15 protein-coding genes are annotated in these 18,468 nt (G+C 72.3%); 10 read left to right on the top strand and 5 right to left on the bottom strand.

Features of this window, described 5'->3' with window-relative positions; translation table 11 throughout:
• Positions 1-41: 41 nt before the first annotated feature.
• Entirely contained in the window at positions 42-1,004 is a 963-nt protein-coding gene (locus ACFYX0_RS04580) for an electron transfer flavoprotein subunit alpha/FixB family protein (RefSeq protein ID WP_388966235.1), read from the top strand.
• Positions 1,005-1,060: 56 nt separating this feature from the next.
• On the opposite strand, the gene ACFYX0_RS04575 is transcribed toward ACFYX0_RS04580, so the two are convergent.
• On the bottom strand, positions 1,061-1,966 hold the full coding sequence (locus ACFYX0_RS04575) for an endonuclease/exonuclease/phosphatase family protein (protein ID WP_388966233.1): 906 nt from the start codon (positions 1,964-1,966) through the stop codon (positions 1,061-1,063).
• A 217-nt stretch (positions 1,967-2,183) separates the two neighbouring features.
• Between ACFYX0_RS04575 and ACFYX0_RS04570 the strand changes: the two genes are divergently transcribed.
• A complete protein-coding gene (locus ACFYX0_RS04570; protein ID WP_388966229.1) occupies positions 2,184-3,488 on the top strand; it encodes a DUF6986 family protein in 1,305 nt (434 codons plus the stop codon).
• A gap of 64 nt (positions 3,489-3,552) precedes the next feature.
• Here the strand turns inward: ACFYX0_RS04570 and ACFYX0_RS04565 are convergent, their stop codons facing one another.
• Positions 3,553-4,629 carry a LacI family DNA-binding transcriptional regulator gene (locus ACFYX0_RS04565; RefSeq protein ID WP_388966226.1) on the bottom strand — a complete coding sequence of 359 codons (1,077 nt, stop codon included), beginning with the start codon at positions 4,627-4,629 and terminating at the stop codon, positions 3,553-3,555.
• 232 nt (positions 4,630-4,861) lie between these two features.
• On the opposite strand from ACFYX0_RS04565, the gene ACFYX0_RS04560 reads away from it, so the two are divergent.
• From ACFYX0_RS04560 to ACFYX0_RS04545, 4 genes are all read left to right on the top strand, one after another.
• Positions 4,862-5,821 carry an ROK family protein gene (locus tag ACFYX0_RS04560; RefSeq protein WP_388966507.1) on the top strand — a complete coding sequence of 320 codons (960 nt, stop codon included), beginning with the start codon at positions 4,862-4,864 and terminating at the stop codon, positions 5,819-5,821.
• Positions 5,822-6,032: 211 nt separating this feature from the next.
• On the top strand, positions 6,033-10,334 hold the full coding sequence (locus tag ACFYX0_RS04555) for a TIR domain-containing protein (protein WP_388966223.1): 4,302 nt from the start codon (positions 6,033-6,035) through the stop codon (positions 10,332-10,334).
• Between the two features lie 61 nt (positions 10,335-10,395).
• Positions 10,396-10,590 carry a hypothetical protein gene (locus ACFYX0_RS04550; RefSeq protein WP_311700851.1) on the top strand — a complete coding sequence of 65 codons (195 nt, stop codon included), beginning with the start codon at positions 10,396-10,398 and terminating at the stop codon, positions 10,588-10,590.
• A gap of 182 nt (positions 10,591-10,772) precedes the next feature.
• Positions 10,773-11,816: an NUDIX domain-containing protein gene (locus ACFYX0_RS04545; RefSeq protein ID WP_311700852.1), complete on the top strand. Its 1,044-nt coding sequence runs from the start codon at positions 10,773-10,775 to the stop codon at positions 11,814-11,816.
• A 162-nt stretch (positions 11,817-11,978) separates the two neighbouring features.
• On the opposite strand, the gene ACFYX0_RS04540 is transcribed toward ACFYX0_RS04545, so the two are convergent.
• Positions 11,979-13,334 (bottom strand): dipeptidase, encoded by a 1,356-nt coding sequence (locus ACFYX0_RS04540; RefSeq protein WP_388966220.1) that lies wholly within the window; start codon positions 13,332-13,334, stop codon positions 11,979-11,981.
• 209 nt (positions 13,335-13,543) lie between these two features.
• Here ACFYX0_RS04540 and ACFYX0_RS04535 point away from each other — a divergent pair, with 209 nt between their 5' ends.
• On the top strand, positions 13,544-14,776 hold the full coding sequence (locus ACFYX0_RS04535; RefSeq protein ID WP_388966217.1) for a geranylgeranyl reductase family protein: 1,233 nt from the start codon (positions 13,544-13,546) through the stop codon (positions 14,774-14,776).
• On the opposite strand, the gene ACFYX0_RS04530 is transcribed toward ACFYX0_RS04535, so the two are convergent.
• Complete coding sequence (locus ACFYX0_RS04530; protein ID WP_388966214.1) at positions 14,766-15,215, bottom strand: nitroreductase family deazaflavin-dependent oxidoreductase; 450 nt, start codon at positions 15,213-15,215, stop codon at positions 14,766-14,768. The two genes, ACFYX0_RS04535 and ACFYX0_RS04530, sit on opposite strands and share 11 nt — an antisense overlap.
• A 191-nt stretch (positions 15,216-15,406) precedes the next feature.
• Between ACFYX0_RS04530 and ACFYX0_RS04525 the strand changes: the two genes are divergently transcribed.
• The 3 genes from ACFYX0_RS04525 to ACFYX0_RS04515 all read left to right on the top strand — a co-directional run bounded on the left by ACFYX0_RS04525 (position 15,407) and on the right by ACFYX0_RS04515 (position 18,135).
• Complete coding sequence (locus ACFYX0_RS04525; RefSeq protein WP_388966212.1) at positions 15,407-16,099, top strand: TetR/AcrR family transcriptional regulator; 693 nt, start codon at positions 15,407-15,409, stop codon at positions 16,097-16,099.
• A 99-nt stretch (positions 16,100-16,198) separates the two neighbouring features.
• Positions 16,199-17,473: a sensor histidine kinase gene (locus ACFYX0_RS04520; RefSeq protein ID WP_388966209.1), complete on the top strand. Its 1,275-nt coding sequence runs from the start codon at positions 16,199-16,201 to the stop codon at positions 17,471-17,473.
• Positions 17,470-18,135, top strand: a complete 666-nt coding sequence (locus ACFYX0_RS04515; protein ID WP_388966207.1) for a response regulator — start codon at positions 17,470-17,472, stop codon at positions 18,133-18,135. The genes ACFYX0_RS04520 and ACFYX0_RS04515 overlap by 4 nt, the downstream gene beginning before the upstream one ends.
• Here the strand turns inward: ACFYX0_RS04515 and ACFYX0_RS04510 are convergent.
• Positions 18,096-18,407 carry a DUF6332 family protein gene (locus ACFYX0_RS04510; protein ID WP_388966204.1) on the bottom strand — a complete coding sequence of 104 codons (312 nt, stop codon included), beginning with the start codon at positions 18,405-18,407 and terminating at the stop codon, positions 18,096-18,098. The two genes, ACFYX0_RS04515 and ACFYX0_RS04510, sit on opposite strands and share 40 nt — an antisense overlap.
• Positions 18,408-18,468: the final 61 nt, after the last annotated feature.

Below are 18,468 nucleotides of genomic sequence, written 5' to 3'. Positions count from 1 at the left end.
CGCCCCTGAAGACTTCGTAATCCGCAAGGAGATCCATTCCCATGGCTGAAGTTCTCGTCTACGTCGACCACGTGGACGGCGCCGTCCGTAAGCCCACCCTGGAGCTGCTGACGCTGGCCCGGCGCATCGGCGAGCCGGTCGCCGTCGCCCTCGGCAACGGTGCCGCCGGCACGGCCGCCGCGCTCGCCGAGCACGGCGCGGTGAAGGTGCTCACCCACGACGCGTCCGAGTACGCCGACTACCTGGTCGTGCCGAAGGTGGAGGCGCTGCAGGCCGCCTACGAGCAGGTGTCCCCGGCCGCCGTCCTGGTCCCGTCCTCCGCGGAGGGCAAGGAGATCGCCGCCCGTCTCGCGCTGCGCATCGGCTCCGGCATCATCACCGACGCCGTCGACCTGGAGGCCGGCGACGAGGGCCCGGTGGCCACCCAGTCGGTGTTCGCCGCCTCCTTCACCACCAAGTCCCGTGTCTCCAAGGGCACCCCGGTCATCACGGTCAAGCCGAACTCGGCCGCCGTGGAGGCCGCTCCGGCCGCCGGCAGCGTCGAGGAGCTGGCGGTGACGTTCTCCGACAAGGCGACCGGCACCAAGGTCACCGGCCGTACGCCGCGTGAGTCGACGGGCCGCCCCGAGCTGACCGAGGCCGCGATCGTGGTCTCCGGCGGCCGTGGTGTCAACGGCGCGGAGAACTTCGCGATCATCGAGGCGCTCGCCGACTCCCTCGGTGCGGCCGTCGGTGCCTCGCGTGCCGCCGTCGACGCCGGCTGGTACCCGCACACCAACCAGGTGGGCCAGACCGGTAAGAGCGTGTCGCCGCAGCTGTACATCGCCTCCGGTATCTCCGGTGCGATCCAGCACCGCGCCGGTATGCAGACCTCGAAGACGATCGTGGCGATCAACAAGGACTCCGAGGCCCCGATCTTCGACCTGGTCGACTACGGCGTGGTCGGCGACCTGTTCGAGGTCGTCCCGCAGCTGACCGAAGAGGTCAAGGCCCGCAAGGGCTGAGCGACTTCGCGGCTGTGAGGCCCCCGGGACCGTGACGACGGTCCCGGGGGCCTCGTTCATCCAAGGGTCAGCGACGCCTGCACCGGCAGGTGGTCGCTCGGGAACCGCCCGTCCGGGGCCAAGGTGTTGACACAGGCCCAGTGCGCGGTCACGCCGGGGGTGGTCAGGATCCAGTCGATGCGATCGCCGTACGGCTTCGGGGGGCGGTAGCCGTGGAACGTGCCGTAGGGCGCGGTGCGTTCGGCCGCCATCTCCCAGGTGTCCACGAGACCGGCGCCGAGCAGGGTGCCGTACACGGGGTTCTTGTGGGCGGCCACGTTGAAGTCGCCCGTCACCACGAGCGGCACGGCACGGTCGAGCCAGGCGATGCGATCGGCGATGAGGGACGCGGCACGCGTGCGTGCGTACTGGCTCTTGTTGTCCAGGTGGGTGTTGAGGACGTAGAACTCCCGCCCGGGCGGCTGCGCGTCGCGGAAGCGGACCCAGGTGACCATGCGGATACAGGAACCGCCCCAGGTGTTCGAGCCGATCACGTCGGGCGTGTCGGAGAGCCAGAAGTGGTCGTACTCCATCGGGGTCAGCCGGCGCGTGTCGTAGAAGACGGCCACGAACTCGTCACGGCTGCCGCCCGCACGGCCGGTGCCGAGCCACGCGTACTCCGCCCCGAGATCGGCCGCGATGTCACGCACCTGGTGGTACAGGCCCTCCTGGGTGCCGATGACATGCGGCCGTTCGCCGCGCAGCAGCGCGCGCATCGCCGGGCGGCGGACCGCCCAGTTGTGGCGTCCCGTGTCGCTCGCGTACCGCAGGTTGAACGACATGACCTCCAGATGGCGCTCGTGCCGGTCCGAGACCGAGGCGCCCTGCGACGACAGTGCCGCACCGGACACGGGCAGGACGGCCGCGGCCGCCACCGCCGTCTTGAGGCCCAGACGGCGCGTGACGCTGTTGAGATGGGGCACGGGAGGCTCCTTCTGTGGCGGGTGCCGGACGAGCCCTGCGCCCGTAGTGTGACAGAGCCGGATGAGATGGGCGTGAACTGCGCGAGGGCGGGGAGTGTCCGCCCCGGAGCGGGAGCCGCCGCACGGGTTCCGAGGGTGTTGACCCATGGCGACAGCCGCGGATAGCTTCGTTCAACGAATTGTTGATTCCGTGCAGGGGAAAGCAGGAGGGTGCCGGATGGGTCAGGGCCAGCAGGAGCGGGCGGCGACGACCCTGCCGGGTGCCGTGTGCGAGGCGATCGGCGCCTCCCTCACCCCGGTCGACGCCGAGTTGGAGCGCCGCTATCCCGGTGACCCGGGCACGCGCCAGCCCGTCCACACGGTCTACGTCCCCGGGGACGTCTTCGCCGCCGACACCATGCGCTCCTGGGGTGCGGCGGCCCTGGCCGCCCTCGACGAACACGCCCCGGACGCCGCGTCCTTGGCCGCCGTGCTCGGCCTCCCGGACGAGCTCGCCGGGCCCGTCCACGACCGCGTCCGCGCGAAGCTGGAGCGTGAACCGGTCGAAGACCTGCGCGTCGACTTCGAGGACGGCTACGGATCGCGGCCGGACCCGGAGGAGGACCAGGCGGCCGCCCGTGCGGCGCGACTGATCGCCGAGGCCTTCCGCGACGGCACGGCGGCCCCGTACATGGGCATCCGTATGAAGTGCATGGAGGCGCCCGTACGGGACCGGGGCATCCGCACGCTCGACATCTTCCTCACCGGCCTGATGGAGGCCGGTGGCCTCCCGCGGGGCCTCGTGCTCACCCTGCCCAAGGTCACCTACCCCGAGCAGGTCACCGCCCTGGTGCGGCTGCTGGAGGAGTTCGAGGAGGCGCACGGGCTGGAGCCCGGCCGGATCGGGTTCGAGATCCAGATCGAGACCAGCCAGGCCATCCTCGCCGCCGACGGCACGGCGACCGTCGCGCGCATGATCCAGGCCGCCGAGGGACGCGCCACCGGACTGCACTACGGCACCTTCGACTACAGCGCCTGTCTCGGCGTGTCCGCCGCGTACCAGTCCAGCGACCACCCGGCGGCCGACCACGCCAAGGCCGTCATGCAGGTCGCGGCCGCCGGCACCGGAGTGCGCGTCTGCGACGGCTCCACCAACGTGCTGCCGGTCGGCCCGACCGAGAAGGTCCACGAGGCATGGCGGCTGCACTACGGGCTCACCCGGCGGGCCCTGGCCCGCGCCTACTACCAGGGCTGGGACATGCATCCCGGGCATCTGCCCACCCGGTACGCGGCCGTCTTCGCCTTCTATCGCGAGGGCTTCGAGCAGGCCGCGGCGCGCCTGGTCCGGTACGCGGGCCGGACCGGTGGCGATGTCATGGACGAACCGGCGACCGCCAAGGCGCTGAGCGGCTATCTGCTGCGCGGACTGGACTGCGGCGCGCTCGAGATGGCCGAGGTCGCCCGGGCGACCGGCCTGACCCGGGCGGACCTGGAGGGCTTCGCGAGGCCGCGCCGGGGCGGCCTGACGGCGTCGGCCCAGTAGGCGCACGCCGGGACGGAGGCCGGCCGGGCCGACGGCGCGCTGCCTGCCGCCCGCGCACCGATCGTCAGTCCGCGGGCGGCAGTTCGCCCGAGCCGCGGGTGATCAGACGGGTCGGGAGCTCGATGCGCTCCGGAGTGACGAGCGAGCCGTCGAGCTGGCGGAATAGCCGCTCGGCGGCCGTGCGCCCGAGGGCGGCGGCGTCCTGGGCGACGACCGTGACGCCGGGCTTGAGCAGATCCGCGAGTTCGAAGTCGTCGAAGCCGACGAGGGCGACCTGACGGCCTTGCTCCGCCAGGACACGCACCACGGTGACGGTCACCCGGTTGTTGCCGGCGAAGATCGCGGTCACGGGGACGGGGCCGGAGAGCATCTCCTCGGCGGCCCGACGCACCCGCTCGGGGTCGGTGACGCCGAGGGACATCCAGGAGGGCTCGACCTCTATGCCCGCGTCCTCCATGGCCGCCCGGTAGCCGCGCAGTCGCTCGGCCGCGGTGTGGATGCGGGGCATGTCACCGATGAAGCCGATCCTCCGGTGGCCGTGCGCGATGAGATGGGCCACCCCGTCACGGGCGCCGCCGAAGCTGTCGGACAGCACCACGTCCGCGTCGATCCGGCCCGCCGGGCGGTCCACGAACACCGTGGCGACGCCCGCCTTGAGCTCGGGCTCCAGATAACGGTGGTCGTCACCGGCCGGGATGACCACCAGTCCGTCCACCCGGCGCGCGCACAACGCCAGCACCAACTCCTGCTCGCGCTCCGGGTCCTCGGCGCTCGACCCGTTGATCAGCAGGGCGCCGTGGGCCCGGGCGACCTCCTCTACCGCGCGGCTGAGCGGGCCGTAGAACGGGTCCGCCAGATCCTCCAGGACCAGGCCGATGCTCGCCGTACGTCCCTTGCGCAGGACCCGCGCGCTGTCGTTGCGACGGAATCCCAGTGCCTCGATGGCCTCTTGGACCCGGCGCTCGGTGTCCGGGGTGACTCCGGGTTCGCCGTTGACGACACGCGAGACCGTCTTCAGGCCTACTCCGGCTCGTGCTGCCACGTCCTTCATCGTCGGACGATTGCCGTAGCGGCTTCCGGAGACGCGGTCTCCTCGGCGGGCGGTCTCGGGCACGATGCGCTGTCCTGTCCTGTCGTCCACGGGGGGTGCGGCGGTCCATGGGGTTGTATGAGGATGTGGCGTCGAGCATAGAGCCTGGACAACGTTGTCAGATGCGGGAGAGACTGTCCACCGCAATCTCCGGCCTGCGCCTTCCTTCAGAGGCGCCTTCTGCCCGTACCCGGCCGGGGGCCCGGACCCCGCGGCGCCCGCCGCAGTGCGTCCGGTCCGGCATGACTCCGGTACGACTCAAGCCTTGGGAGATCTGACACTGATGCACAACGACCTCGTGGCCGCGCTCGACATCGGCGGCACCAAGATCGCCGGGGCGCTGGTGGACGGCCACGGCCGGATCCTGGTGCGCGCGCAGCGCGCGACGCCCGCGAAGGAGGACGGCGACACCGTGATGGGCGCGGTGGCGGACGTCGTCGCGGAGCTGGCGCTCTCCCCGCTCTGGTGCAGGGCGAGTGCCGTGGGCATCGGCAGTGCGGGCCCCGTGGACGCCTCCGCGGGCACGGTGAGCCCCGTCAACGTACCGGGCTGGCGCGGCTATCCGCTGGTCGAGCGGGTCCGTGCGGCGACGGGCGGCCTGCCCGTCGCGCTGATCGGCGACGGCGTGGCGATCACGGCCGCCGAGCACTGGCAGGGCGCCGCCCGCGGCCATGACAACGCGCTCTGCATGGTGGTGTCGACGGGCGTCGGCGGCGGTCTCGTGCTGGGCGGGCGGCTGCACCCGGGTCCGACCGGCAACGCGGGCCACATCGGGCACATCAGCGTCGACCTGGACGGTGATCCGTGCCCCTGCGGTTCGCGCGGCTGTGTGGAACGCATCGCGAGCGGACCGAACATCGCGCGCCGTGCGCTGGAGGGCGGCTGGCAGCCGGGCCCGGACGGCGACACCTCGGCCGCCGCGGTGGCCGCCGCCGCACGTCAGGGCGATCCGGTGGCCGTGGCCTCCTTCGAGCGGGCCGCGCAGGCGCTGGCGGCGGGGATCGCCGCGACCGCGACTCTGGTGGAGATCGACATCGCGGTCGTCGGCGGCGGAGTGGGCAACGCGGGCGACGTACTCTTCACGCCCCTGCGCCGGGCCCTTTCCGACTACGCCACGCTGTCCTTCGTGCAGGGCCTGACCGTGACGCCCGCGGTGATGGGCACGGACGCGGGCCTCGTGGGCGCGGCCGCGGCGGCCCTGGGAGGCCGGGACAGCATGCCGACGGCGGGCATCGCGACCTGACCGGCCCCAAGGGGCGGGGTCGCGGCGCGCACCTGGCCGGTTGTCGCGAGGTCACCGGGATCCGTACGGGCCCGGTCGCGGCCGCCCCGCCCTCGAGGACGGCGCCGGCCGCGAGGCGACGCGGGAACGGGTGCCGCGCCCGAGTCGGTGGCGGGGCCCTGCCGCACGGTGGGGCACGGGGAGCGGGACGTGAGCGGTAGGGTGCCTGGCCATGACGCGTACCGAACCGTCCGACGCGCCAAGGGTGTTCATCTCCTACGCGCACGAGGACGACGGCGGGGCCCACGCCGACCAGGTGCGGGAGCTGTACCGCCTGCTGCGGGCCAACCACGTGGACGCGCAGCTGGACCGGATCGCCGCCGAGCAGCGGCAGAACTGGCCCAGTTGGATGCGCGGGGAGGCCAAGGAGGGGGACTTCGCCCTCGTGATCGCCTCACCCGCCTACAAGCGGCGGGCCGAGGGCACCGAGGCCCCGGGGGTCGGCCGAGGGGTCGCCTGGGAGACGGGCCTCCTTCAGGAGTATGTGTACCGGCACCCCCTGACATGGCACCGCCACGTCATCACCGTCGTGCTGCCAGGAGGTTCGCCGGACGAGTTGCCCGATTACCTCCTGCCCGCCTCCGTACCGCCCTTCGTGGTCGATCCCATCACTCTTGAGGGCGCCGAGAGACTCCTCCGCTATCTTCTCGGGCAGCCCTATGAGATCGAGCCCGAACTCGGACCCCGGCCGGTGCTGCCGCCGCGCGACACCTCGGCGGGCGCCCGACAGGGCGGCGAACCACCGGAGTTGGCGGAGTTATGGCACAACTCGCAGGCCGCTGCCGCCGAGGCCGAGGTCGTCGGCGTACATCCCCTCGGCCACGACCTGCTGCTCTCCCACGGGCTGTATGTCCAGCGCACCATCGAGAAGGATGTCGTCGCGGCCCTGGAGAGCCCGGGCTGCACGGCGGTGGTGGGTGAGGCCGGCTACGGCAAGACGAGCCTCGTCTGGAGCATCCACCGTCGCCTCGCCGGGCAGGGACGGCGGCCCCTGTTCATCCGCGCGAGCAGCCTGCTGTCCGGTCTCCACGAAGCGGGGCAGGGCGACTCGGCCCGGCGCAGGGGCGTCCTCGCGCCCGATACGGTGCTCCGCGCGATCGAGCAGGCGGCCCGACGGGAACCCTCTACGGTTCTCCTGGTCGACACCGTCGACCTGCTCATGCACAGCGACGACGCCTGTGCCCTCGTCGTCGACGTGGTGCGCGCCGCCGACCGCCTGAGCCTGCCCACGCTCCTGACGTGCCGTCCGGTGGAGGCCCAGCGCCTGGCCACCGCCGCGGCGCGAGCGGGAGTGGACCTGAGGACCCGTCTCCTCGGGTCCTACGACGCCGACGAGTGGCCCGCGGCGGTCCGCAGCTATGCCCATGGCTTCTACGACGGACTGGACTGGGCCCCGCCGACCGAAGCGGTCGTCGACCGGGTCACGAACGCCGCCTCGCTGGGCCGCGCGCTCCGGGAGGTATGCGCCAACCCCTTCGCGCTGCGCCTGCTGTTCGAGCTGTACGCGCCCGACATGCCCGACGAGGACGTGGACACGCCACATCTGTACGACCGGTTCTGGAAGCGTCGAGTGGTGACCGACCAGCGGGCCTGGCGGACGTCGTCGACCACGCTGCCCGCGACCGATCTGTCCCCGCACGCCAGGGCCGCCGCGCGACTGATCCTCGCCTCCAGCCGGCTCGATGCCCGGCGGGCCGTGCTGGAGGACAGGATCGAGGCCCAGCTGACGCGCACGCGGGAGCCGGACATGCGGGGCGGCCCCGATGTCCCGGCCGCCCTGGAGGCGCTGCGCTCCCGGGGCGTGCTCTCCATCCGGGAGCAGACCGGATACCTCTGGTTCTTCCATCAGACGTTCTTCGAGCACGCGGCGGCGCGGGGCGTGCTCGCGTGCGGCAGCTCGGCCGTCGACGACCTGATGGCGAGAGTCGCCCGCGATCCGGCGGACCTCTACTTCGGCGAGGTGGCCGGCGAGGTCCTGCTGATGGCCGGACGGCTTCCCGAAGCGGGCGGCGAGACCTTCTCCAAGGACCGGGCCGATGCGGCCCTGGCCGGCTGGCTCGCCTCCGACGACCCCGCTCTGCTGGGCATGGGGCTGCGCGTCTACGCCAAGTTCAAAGAGCCCGGCCCGCTGGTGCGCGCGAACGCGCCGGGCGCGCTGAGACGCGCCGACACCCCGCTGATCGACCGCTTCCTGCGACTGCTGCCGTCCGTGACCCACCAGAACCTGAGCCGGCCGCTGGACGACCTCGCCCTGCTGTGGGCGGGGGAGCGGGACAGCAAGCGGGTCAGGCGGGGCGTGATCGAGGCCCTGGTGCGGCTCGCGACCCAGGACGCCGTGGCCGTCGAGGCGTTCACCCGGACCCACGGCTGCTTCGAGTGGCTGCGGTCGTTGCCCGCCAACGAACTGCACCACAACGAGAAGCTGGCCTTCCGGCTGCTCGACGCCGTGGTGGCGGCCAACCAGGAACGCGCCGTCGATCTCGCCGTCGAGTTCTGGCGGCTGGCCGCGGGCACCGGCAGACTCGCCCTGCTGACCGACCTGTTGGTGCGGATGGCCCGCTGGACCCTTCCGCCACGACTCGTCCGGAAGTCCGTCAAGGCCTTCATGGAGGAACTCGCGGACATTCAGCCGGACAAACAGGACACCGTTCCCTTTGAGCGGGCGTTCGGCAGCCTCTTCCTCAACAGCGCGCCGCGAGCCGAGGAGGTCCTCCCGGAACTGCGCAGACGGCTGGGGCTCGGCCAGGATCGGACGGCTGCCCAAGGGCGTGAGCGCCGCACGAGCGTACTGGCCCTGCGGACGACGCTGCGCATGCACACGGCTGCCGTGCTCGGCGGACTCGCCGTCGATCCCGCCGACTACCTGGACACGGTCCTGTCCACCCGCGAACCGGCGCACCAACTGGCCGTGTGCTACGGCGTCCTGACCGAGTCGCTCGTCGGACGGGCGGCACGCTTCCGGCACGACCCGCGCACCACCACCGGCCCGGCTCACCCTGCCGACGACGACCCGGACGCCGTACCCGAGACCGGCGATCCGCTCACCGTCGAGGCACGCCGACGCTGCGCCCGGGCACTGCGCGACCTGCCGTGCGAGGAGAACTCACCGCAGGGCGGCAAGGACGAGAGGTGGCTGTGGCGCAACGCCCTTCAGGAGGCGCGGCTGCCCGCCGCGGCCCTGCTCACGCTGCTGCCCGAGGCCGGGGCCGGCCCGTTCGACCCGGACCGCTCGCTGTGGCTGAGCAACACGGGTCTGAGCTCGTTCCTCATCTCCGCCGCCACCGCCCGGCACGCCGAGGCCTGCACAGCGCTGACCGCCCTCGTCGGCGACCGTGAGGTCCAGGACGCGCTGCGCGCCACGCGGCAAGGGCGCGCGGCGCTGGAGAACATGGTGGGCCGGCTGCAGTACGCGGTACCCCGCCACCCCGAACTCGTCGACCAACTGATCGTCTACGCGCGGACCGCGGCGAAGCCGGAGGTGCTCCACCAGACGCTGGGGGACATGGCCAAGGCCGTGCGGTCCGACGCGCACGACGCCCCGCCGGTCCGGGGGTGGCTCCCGGCCCCGCACCGGCAGGCGCTGATCGAGTACCGGCGACGGCTCGTCGACGACCGCAGACCGGACATCCGCCGACACGGCTTCATCCTCTGGAAGGTTCATCTCGAACTCGGCTTCGACGACTGCCCGACGATCGACGAGATCGTCGGGGCCTGGGAAGCGGCGGCGGCGCAGGATCTGCGCAACGCCCTCCTGGAACTGGCGACGGTGACGGTCCCCGCCCGGGTGTGGGACTCGACGGCTCCCACGATGCTGCTGCGCGCCCTCAGACCGCTCCTGAAGGCCGGCCGGGCGGCACGCGCCGAACCGCCGAGCCGGACCACCGAGCAGGTGATCAGCCATGAGTCGAAGGCCCGCATGCTGCTCACGCAGGCGCACGCCCATCTCGGGGCGCTGCACCGCGCCGACGGCATCGTCGCCTTCGCGCTCTGCCTGGCCGAGCGCGCAGGCTACGACGTGCGCTCGAACCTCGGCAGCGGGACGGTGAGCGAGATCTTCCGGTCTCTGGGCTTCCTCATGGAGCGGCTCGTCCCCGAGGACCCCGTGGAGGCGGCCCGTCTGACGGCGACGATCGTGGCGGCCATGCACCGGGTCCAGTCCGACAACGTGAAGTGGAAGCGCGACATCGCCCGGCCCTGGGCGGTCTTCCTCGGCGACCTGTGCACCCGGCTCGCGCCGGTCGACCAGGAGCGCTGGACACGGAGCATGCTGTGCGAACCCGCCTTCTGCGCGCCCGTGGTGTCGGCAGCGGCCCAGCTCAAGCCCAAACCGACCTGGCTCGACGCGCTGTTCCGGGAGGAGACCACGCCGGCCTCGCTGCGGGAGAGCATGAGGGGCAGCAACTACCTTCACGCCCGGACGGAGGGCACCCTGGGCGGCTGGCCGGAACTGCTGGAGCGGGCGCCGCTGTACTGAGCGGCCGGGTCGGCGGAGGAGGGGCCGTGACCCGAGGCCGGTGGCGGCAGTTGAACCGGTCATGAAGAAGCGCAGCATGCTCGCCCTCGCCTCCCTCGCCACCGGCTTCGTCGTGGCGGCAGTCACCCCCTCCCACGCCGCCGACCGCGACTCGCTCGGTGATCTGAACGTCAAGGACACCCTGAGCACCGTGGACCACACCATCGACCAGGACGGCCTCGCCACCGAGGACGGCACCCTGGGGCAGAACGGCTGAGGGGGAGCCGAAGACGCGGCGCCGGTGGCCCTGGACGACAGGGGCACCGGCGCCGCGGTATGCGGTCCCCTGACCACCCCGGCGTCCCCGCGATCGGCCCCGGACGCACCCTCATCAGCGCCGGGTTTCCATGGCAGGGTGGAGCGGGCAAGCCACAGGGGGCCAACAGAAGAGGGGGAACTGTGATCGTCGTCTGGATCAACGGCGCGTTCGGTGCGGGGAAGACCACCACCGCACGGGAAGTGATCGAGCTGATCCCGAACAGCACGCTCTTCGACCCTGAGGTCATCGGCGGAGCGCTCACGCACCTGCTGCCGCCCAAACGCCTCGCCGAGGTCGGCGACTTCCAGGACCTTCCGATCTGGCGACGGCTCGTGATCGACACCGCGGCGGCCATGCTCGCCGAACTCGGCGGTGTCCTCGTGGTTCCGATGACCTTGCTGCGCCAGGAGTACCGCGACGAGATCTTCGGCGGCCTCGCCGCCCGGCGCATCTCCGTGTGCCATGTCCTGCTCGCCCCGGCCGAAACGATCCTGCGCGAGCGGATAGCCGGTCGGGAGGTGCCGCCCGACCTCCCCGACGGCGAGATGCGGATCCGCCAGTGGTCGTACGACCACATCGAGCCCTACCGCGCCGCGCTGGCCGGCTGGCTCGCCGCCGACGCCCACCCCGTCGACACCAGCGCGCTCACCCCGTACGAGAGCGCCCTGCGGATCGCCGAGGCCGTACGCACCGGCGACGCGCCCGTCAGCGACATCGTGCAGACCCCCGAGCCGACCTCCGAGACCCTCGCGGCCGGGGTGCTCCTCTTCGACGAGCAGGACCGTGTGCTGCTCGTCGACCCCACCTACAAGGCCGGCTGGGAATTCCCCGGGGGCGTCGTCGAGCCCGGCGAGGCACCTGCCCGCGCCGGCATGCGCGAGGTCGCCGAGGAGACCGGGATCACGCTCCAGGAGGTTCCCCGGCTTCTCGTCGTCGACTGGGAGTCCCCCGCGCCCCCCGGCTACGGCGGACTGCGCCTGCTCTTCGACGGCGGTCGCCTCGACAGCACCGAGGCCGAGCGCGTCCTGCTGCCCGGACCCGAGCTGCGCGCCTGGCGGTTCGTCACGGAGGCGGAGGCGGCCGATCTGCTGCCGCCGGTGCGCTACGAACGTCTGCGCTGGGCGCTGCGGGCCCGCGAACGCGGTGCGGCGCTCTATCTGGAGGCAGGCGTCCCGCTCGGCTGACGAGCCGTCCTCCTCCGTCTTCAGCGGGGACGTCGTACGTGAACAGCGCTCCCCGCTCCGGGAGGTGGAGCACGATGCCGCCGGGCGGGTGGCCGCGGGCGTGCACGACCGTGGAGAGGGCCCCGCCCGCGGACGGGGCCCTCTACCGTGGGCAGAACCGGTTCAGCCCGCCGCGTAGTTGCGCAGGAACAGGGCCTCGGCGACCGACAGACGCTCCAGTTCCTCCGGGGACACGCTCTCGTCCAGCGCGTGGATCTGCGCCTCCGGCTCGCTCAGGCCGATGAGGAGGATTTCGGCCTGCGGATAGAGCGACGCGAGGGTGTTGCAGAGCGGGATGGAGCCGCCCTGGCCCGCGTACTGCATCTCCTCGCCCGGGTAGGCGACCGCCATCGCCTCGGCCATCGCGGTGTACGCCGGTCCCGAGGAGTCCGCCCGGAACGCCTGCCCCTGTCCGATCTGTTCCGTCCGCACCCGGGCGCCCCACGGCGTGTGGGCCTCCAGATGGGCCTGCAGCAGCTTCGTGGCCTCGGTCGCCTCCACCCCCGGCGGCACCCGCAGGCTGATCAGCGCGCGGGCGCTCGCCTGCACCGACGGGGTCGCGCCCACGACCGGCGGGCAGTCGATGCCGAGGACGGTCACGGCGGGCCGGCCCCACAACCGGTCGGCGACGGAACCGGAACCGATCAGCTCCACCCCGTCGATCACCTTGGCGTCCTTGCGGAACCGCTCCTCGTCGTACCGCAGGCCCTCCCAATCGGAGCCGCCCGTGAGCCCGTCGACGGTCGTCGAGCCGTCCGCCGAGCGCAGCGAGTCCAGGACGCGGATCAGCGCGGCCAGCGCGTCCGGGGCCGCACCGCCGAACTGGCCGGAGTGCAGATTGCCTTCCAGCGTGTCGATCCCGACCCGGACCAGGGTCATCCCGCGCAGCGTGGTGGTGACGGTCGGCAGGCCGACCCGGAAGTTGCCCGCGTCGCCGATGACTATGGCGTCGGCGGCCAGCAGGTCGGGGTGCTGCTCGGCGTACCGCTCCAGGCCGCCCGTGCCCTGCTCCTCCGAGCCCTCCGCGATCACCTTCACATGCACCGGCACACCGCCGTTCGCCCGCAGCGCCCGCAGCGCCAGCAGATGCATGACGACCCCGCCCTTGCAGTCGGCGGCGCCGCGTCCGTACCAGCGGCCGTCACGCTCGGTCAGTTCGAAGGGCGGCGTGGTCCAGCCGGCCTCGTCGAGCGGCGGCTGCACGTCGTAGTGCGCGTAGAGGAGCACGGTCTTCGCGCCCTCGGGGCCGGGCAGATACCCGTACACCGACTGTGTGCCGTCCGGGGTGTCCAGCAGGGCCACGTCCTGGAAGCCCTCGGCGAGCAGCGCGTCGGCGATCCAGCGCGCGGCGCCCTCGCTCTCGCTCTTGGGGAACTGGCCGAAGTCCGCCACCGATTTGAAGGCCACCAGTTCGGTGAGCTCCTCCTTCGCCCTGGGCATCAGCGAGGCGACGGTCTCGGCGACGGGATTCGACGACATGGAAACGCTCCTTGAGGTGCGGTGTGGCACCGATGGGTACTTCTGTGTAGGTGTGTAATTCTGTGTGCGAGTGATCACGCTGGGGTACGCGCACACGGGTGTGCAGTGCACGTACGGTGCCGATCCTCCCACAGCGGCCTGCGACGACGCCGCCGTAGGATGCGGGGGACAGGTGCGGCAGGCGGCTTGATCGGGAGCAGTAGACCATCGTGAGCAGCGAGAACTCTTCGGCGGACGACGTGCAGCGGGTATGGGACGTCGTCGTGGTGGGCGCGGGACCCGCGGGGGCCTCGGCCGCCTATGCGGCGGCCGTCGCGGGACGCAGCGTGCTGCTGCTGGAGAAGGCGGAGCTGCCTCGCTACAAGACCTGCGGCGGCGGCATCATCGGCCCCTCGCGCGACTCACTGCCCCCCGGCTTCGAGTTGCCGCTGCGCGACCGGGTGCATGCGGTCACCTTCTCGAACAACGGCCGCTTCACCCGCACCCGACGCTCCAAGCAGATGCTGTTCGGGCTGATCAACCGTCCCGAGTTCGACCAGCAACTCGTCGAGCACGCGCAGAAGGCGGGCGCGGAACTGCGGACGGGTGTGACCGTCTCGCGGGTCGAGCAGCACGGGTCGGCTGTGCCCGACCGGCGCACGGTCGCCGTCGTCCTGCAGGGCGGCGAGACGGTGCTGGCGCGCGCGGTGGTGGGTGCCGACGGCAGCGCCAGCCGCATAGGGGCCCATGTCGGGGTGAAGCTCGACCAGGTGGACCTGGGCCTGGAGGCCGAGATCCCGGTGCCGGAGACCGTCGCCGAGGACTGGAAGGGGCGGGTCCTCATCGACTGGGGCCCGATGCCCGGAAGCTATGGCTGGGTCTTCCCGAAGGGCGACACACTGACGGTCGGCGTGATCTCCCGGCGCGGTGAAGGTGCCGCCACGAAGCGGTATTTGGAGGACTTCATCGCCCGGCTCGGTCTCGCCGGCTTCGAACCGAGCATTTCCTCCGGGCACTTGACCCGCTGCCGCTCCGACGACTCGCCGCTGTCGCGCGGGCGGGTGCTGGTGTGCGGCGACGCGGCGGGGCTGCTGGAGCCGTGGACGCGGGAGGGCATCTCCTTCGCGCTGCGGTCGGGGCGGCTCGCCGGGGAGTGGGCGGTCCGGATCGCCGAGGCGCACGACGCGGTGGACACGCGGCGCCAGGCCCTGAACTACGCGTTCGCGATCAAGGCCGGCCTGGGCGTCGAGATGAGCGTCGGGAAGCGGCTGCTGGCGGCGTTCGAGCGGCACCCCGGGCTCTTCCACGCGGCGCTGACCGGCTTCCGCCCCGCGTGGAAGGCCTTCAAGGACATCACGCAGGGGGCCGCCTCCCTGGCGGAGATGATTCGCACCCGTCCGATCGCCCAGCGCGCCCTGACCGCGCTGGACCGGCGGCAGGCCGGGGACGAGGTCAGTTCCTGACCGTGACGTGGAAGACCGGGTGGTCGGGGGCGATCCGGCGCAGTTCCTGGTCCGGGGAGTCGGGGCCGACACCGTTGAAGAAGACCCCGACCTCCGCCTTCCAGCGCTTGAGGTAGGCGCGCAGCAGCGGAACCTTGTCGTCGTCGGCGACCTCGGTGGCCGTGAACACGTCCACGTTCCTGCCCAGGCGGAGTTCGCCGCCGCCGGCCGCGCGCATGTTGTGGGTCCACTGCACATGGCCGCGGGGAGCGAGCAGGTACTGCTGTCCGTCCACGGTCAGCAGATTCACGGGGGTGGTGCGCCACTCGCCGCTCTTGCGGCCGCGCACCGCCAGCACCCGGGATCCCCAGATGCTGATGCCGCGGCGGGTCATCCAGGCCACGGCGCGGTTGAAGACGTTGACGGTGAACCAGCCGGGCTTCTGGACGTGTGTGGACATGGGGCCGTCCTCCTGGGGCGGAAAGTGTGAGCGGTGCTCTCGCTGTGGGAACAGTGTGGGGGAGATCGGCGCTCCACCGCAAGAGCAGTGCTCACATTTTGGTGCGACGCTCTTTTTGAGTGCGACGCTCTAGTTTGAGTGCAGCGCTCGCGGTTGTGTGCACTGCTCCGGGAACATGGCACACTGCGGAGATGAGCACCCCCCAAGGAGCCCGCGCCCGAGCCCGGATCGAGGTCACCGCCGCCATCAAGGACGCGGCCCGCAGACAGCTCGCCGAGGAAGGCGCGGCCAAACTCTCCCTGCGCGCCGTTGCCCGGGAGCTGGGCATGGTCTCCTCCGCGCTCTACCGCTACTTCCCCAGCCGGGACGACCTGCTCACAGAGCTGATCATCGACGCCTACGACGCTCTGGGGGAGGCCGCCGAGACCGCGGCCGCGCGGGCCGGCGACCTCGCCCCCGCTCGGCGCTGGGTCGCCGCGTCCGAGGCCGTACGCCGCTGGGCGCTCGCGCACCCGCACGAGTACGCCCTGATCTACGGCACACCGGTGCCCGGATACTCCGCGCCCGAGACGACCGTCCCGTCCGCCTCCCGCGTATGGGTCGTGCTGCTCGACATCGTGCGCGACGCCCACCGGGAGCGCGGCGTGGCCCGAACCCCGGTGCCCCCCGAACTCGAGCCGGAGGCCCGCCGTATGGCCGCCGACCTGGCCCCCGATCTGCCGCCCGAGGTGGTCACGGCCCTGGTCGCCTCCTGCGCGCAGCTGTACGGGCTGGTCGGATTCGAGCTGTTCGGGCAGTTCAACAGGGTCGTGGAGGACCGGGAGACGTTCTTCCGGCACGCGGCGGCCCAACTGGCGCACGGCGTGGGCCTGGTCTTCCCGTAACCACCGCTCACCGGCCCATGGCGTACTCCCCGGGGAGTACGCCTGATCACCTCACCCGGCTGACGCCACCCGTGCCCGGCTGCGTCTAGCGTGAACGTCATGGAGGAGCAGAGCACAGCGGGGCCGGCGCGACGGTCCGCGCCGCCGCGGCCGCCCGGCCCGTCATGGCGGCCCGGACCGCCGTGGTGGAACCGTGAGGGCGACGAGGTCCGCGGCTCCCGTCTGCCCTGGCGCTCCACCCTGCTGCTCACCGTCCTGGTGATCGTCGGTACGCATGCAGCGGCACTCGACCGGCAGCACGGCCGCGCGCCTCTGGATGTCCTCGCCTATGTGTTGCTGCTGGTGGCCTCGGGGGCGCTGCTGTGGCGGCAGCGGCATCCCGTGTCCGTCGCGTTCGTGACATCCGTGGCCGCGACCGTGTATCTGTGCGCCGGATACCCCTACGGCCCGGTGTTCCTCACCGTCGCTGTCGGCTGTTTCGGCGCGCTCGTCGCGGGGCGCCGCACGGCGGCGTGGACGGCCGTCGGGGTTTTCTGGGCCGGACACGTCCTTGTGGCGCACTGGCTGTACCGCTGGCTGCCGCCGCCCGGGGACTCGGCCGCCTCCTGGGGACAGGAACTGGTCGTCACCGCCTGGGTGGTGGCCTTCGTGGCGGTCGCGGAACTGGTGCGGGTCCGGCGCGAGCAGTGGGCCCGCGAGCGGGCCGAACGGGCGCAGGCCGCACGTCGGCGTGCCGACGAGGAGAGGCTGCGCATCGCCCGTGAACTCCACGACGTCCTCGCCCACAGCATCTCCGTGATCAACGTCCAGGCCGGGGTCGGTCTCGCGCTGCTGGACGCCGATCCGGAGCAGGCGCGCACGGCGCTCACCACGATCAAGGCCGCCAGCAAGGAGGCGCTGGGGGAGGTGCGTCAGGTGCTCGACACCCTCCGCACGCCCGGTGACGCGCCCCGCGCGCCCGCGCCCGGGCTCGACCGGCTGCCGGAGCTGGTCGAGCAGGCCGCGAGCGCCGGACTGGCGGTCACCGTCGAGGGCACGGTGCCCCGGCTCGCCCCCGCCGCCGACCTCGCCGCCTTCCGCATCGTCCAGGAGGCGCTCACCAATGTCGTACGGCACTCGGGATCGCGGCACGCGCGCGTACGTGTCGAGACCGGGGCGGGGGCCCTCCGCCTCCGTATCGACGACGACGGACCCGCGACCGGCGCCGACGCGGGCGGCAGCGGCAACGGGCTCGCCGGGATGCGGGAGCGGGCCGCCGCCCTCGGCGGCACGATCGAGGCGGGCGCGCGGGACGACGGCGGCTTCCGGGTGCTCGCCGTGCTGCCGCTGAGGGCGTCGTCCGAGGAGTCCGTCGAGCGCCGGGAGGGCCGATGATCCGTGTACTGCTCGCCGACGACCAGTCGCTGGTCAGGGCCGGGTTCAGGGCGCTGCTGGACGCCCAGCCCGACATCGAGGTGGCGGGGGAGGCGGCCGACGGCGAGGAGGCACTGCGCAGAGTCCGCGAACTGCGGCCCGACGTCGTGTTGATGGACATCCGCATGCCACGGGTCGACGGGCTCGCGGCGACCCGCGGGATCACCGACGACCCGGATCTGCAGACGGTGAAGGTGGTCATGCTCACCACCTTCGAACTCGACGAGTACGTGTTCGAGGCGATCCGTTCCGGAGCCTCCGGCTTCCTGGTCAAGGACACCGAGCCCGAGGAACTGCTGCGCGCCGTCCGGGCCGTGGTCGAGGGCAACGCCCTGCTCTCGCCGGGTGTGACGAGGCGGCTCATCTCCGAGTTCGCCGCCCGGTCCAAACAGCCCGCCGCCGGGGCCTCGCTCTCCGCGCTCACCGAGCGGGAGCGGGAGGTGATGGCCCTGGTCGGGATCGGTCTGTCCAACGACGAGATCGCCCGACGGCTGGTCGTCAGCCCGCTCACGGCGAAGACCCACGTCAGCCGCACCATGGTCAAGCTGGGCGCCCGTGATCGGGCTCAACTGGTGGTCTTGGCCTACGAGTCGGGGCTGGTCCGACCCGGCTGGCTGGGCTGACTCCCGGCGCCGCGCCCGAAGCGCACCAGCACGCTGACGACCCGGACGGCGAAGAGCACCACGGCCCCGACGGCCCCCGAGACGAGGAGGGCGCGCCGCGCGCCGCCGACCAGGTGGAACACGAACACCGGTCCCGCCACGGCACCGAACAGCAGGGCCGCCGCGAACGCGGCAGTGCCCAGCGCGTAGCCGATCTCGACCGTGATCGCGTCCCGCTCGGCCTGGGTGCGCCGTCGCCGGCCGCCAGGTGAACGACCCCCGTGGTTCTCCATGCGCCGATCAAACAGGCGGGCGCCCGGCGGAGCAAGGAAGCCCCGCCGGGCGCACGTGGAG

The sequence above is a fragment of the Streptomyces sp. NPDC002573 genome (assembly GCF_042889625.1).
In the GTDB taxonomy this organism is placed as follows: Bacteria; Actinomycetota; Actinomycetes; order Streptomycetales; family Streptomycetaceae; genus Streptomyces; species Streptomyces gibsoniae.
The sequence above is the reverse complement of the archived record's forward strand: the minus strand, read 5'-3'. Positions and strand labels throughout refer to the sequence as shown.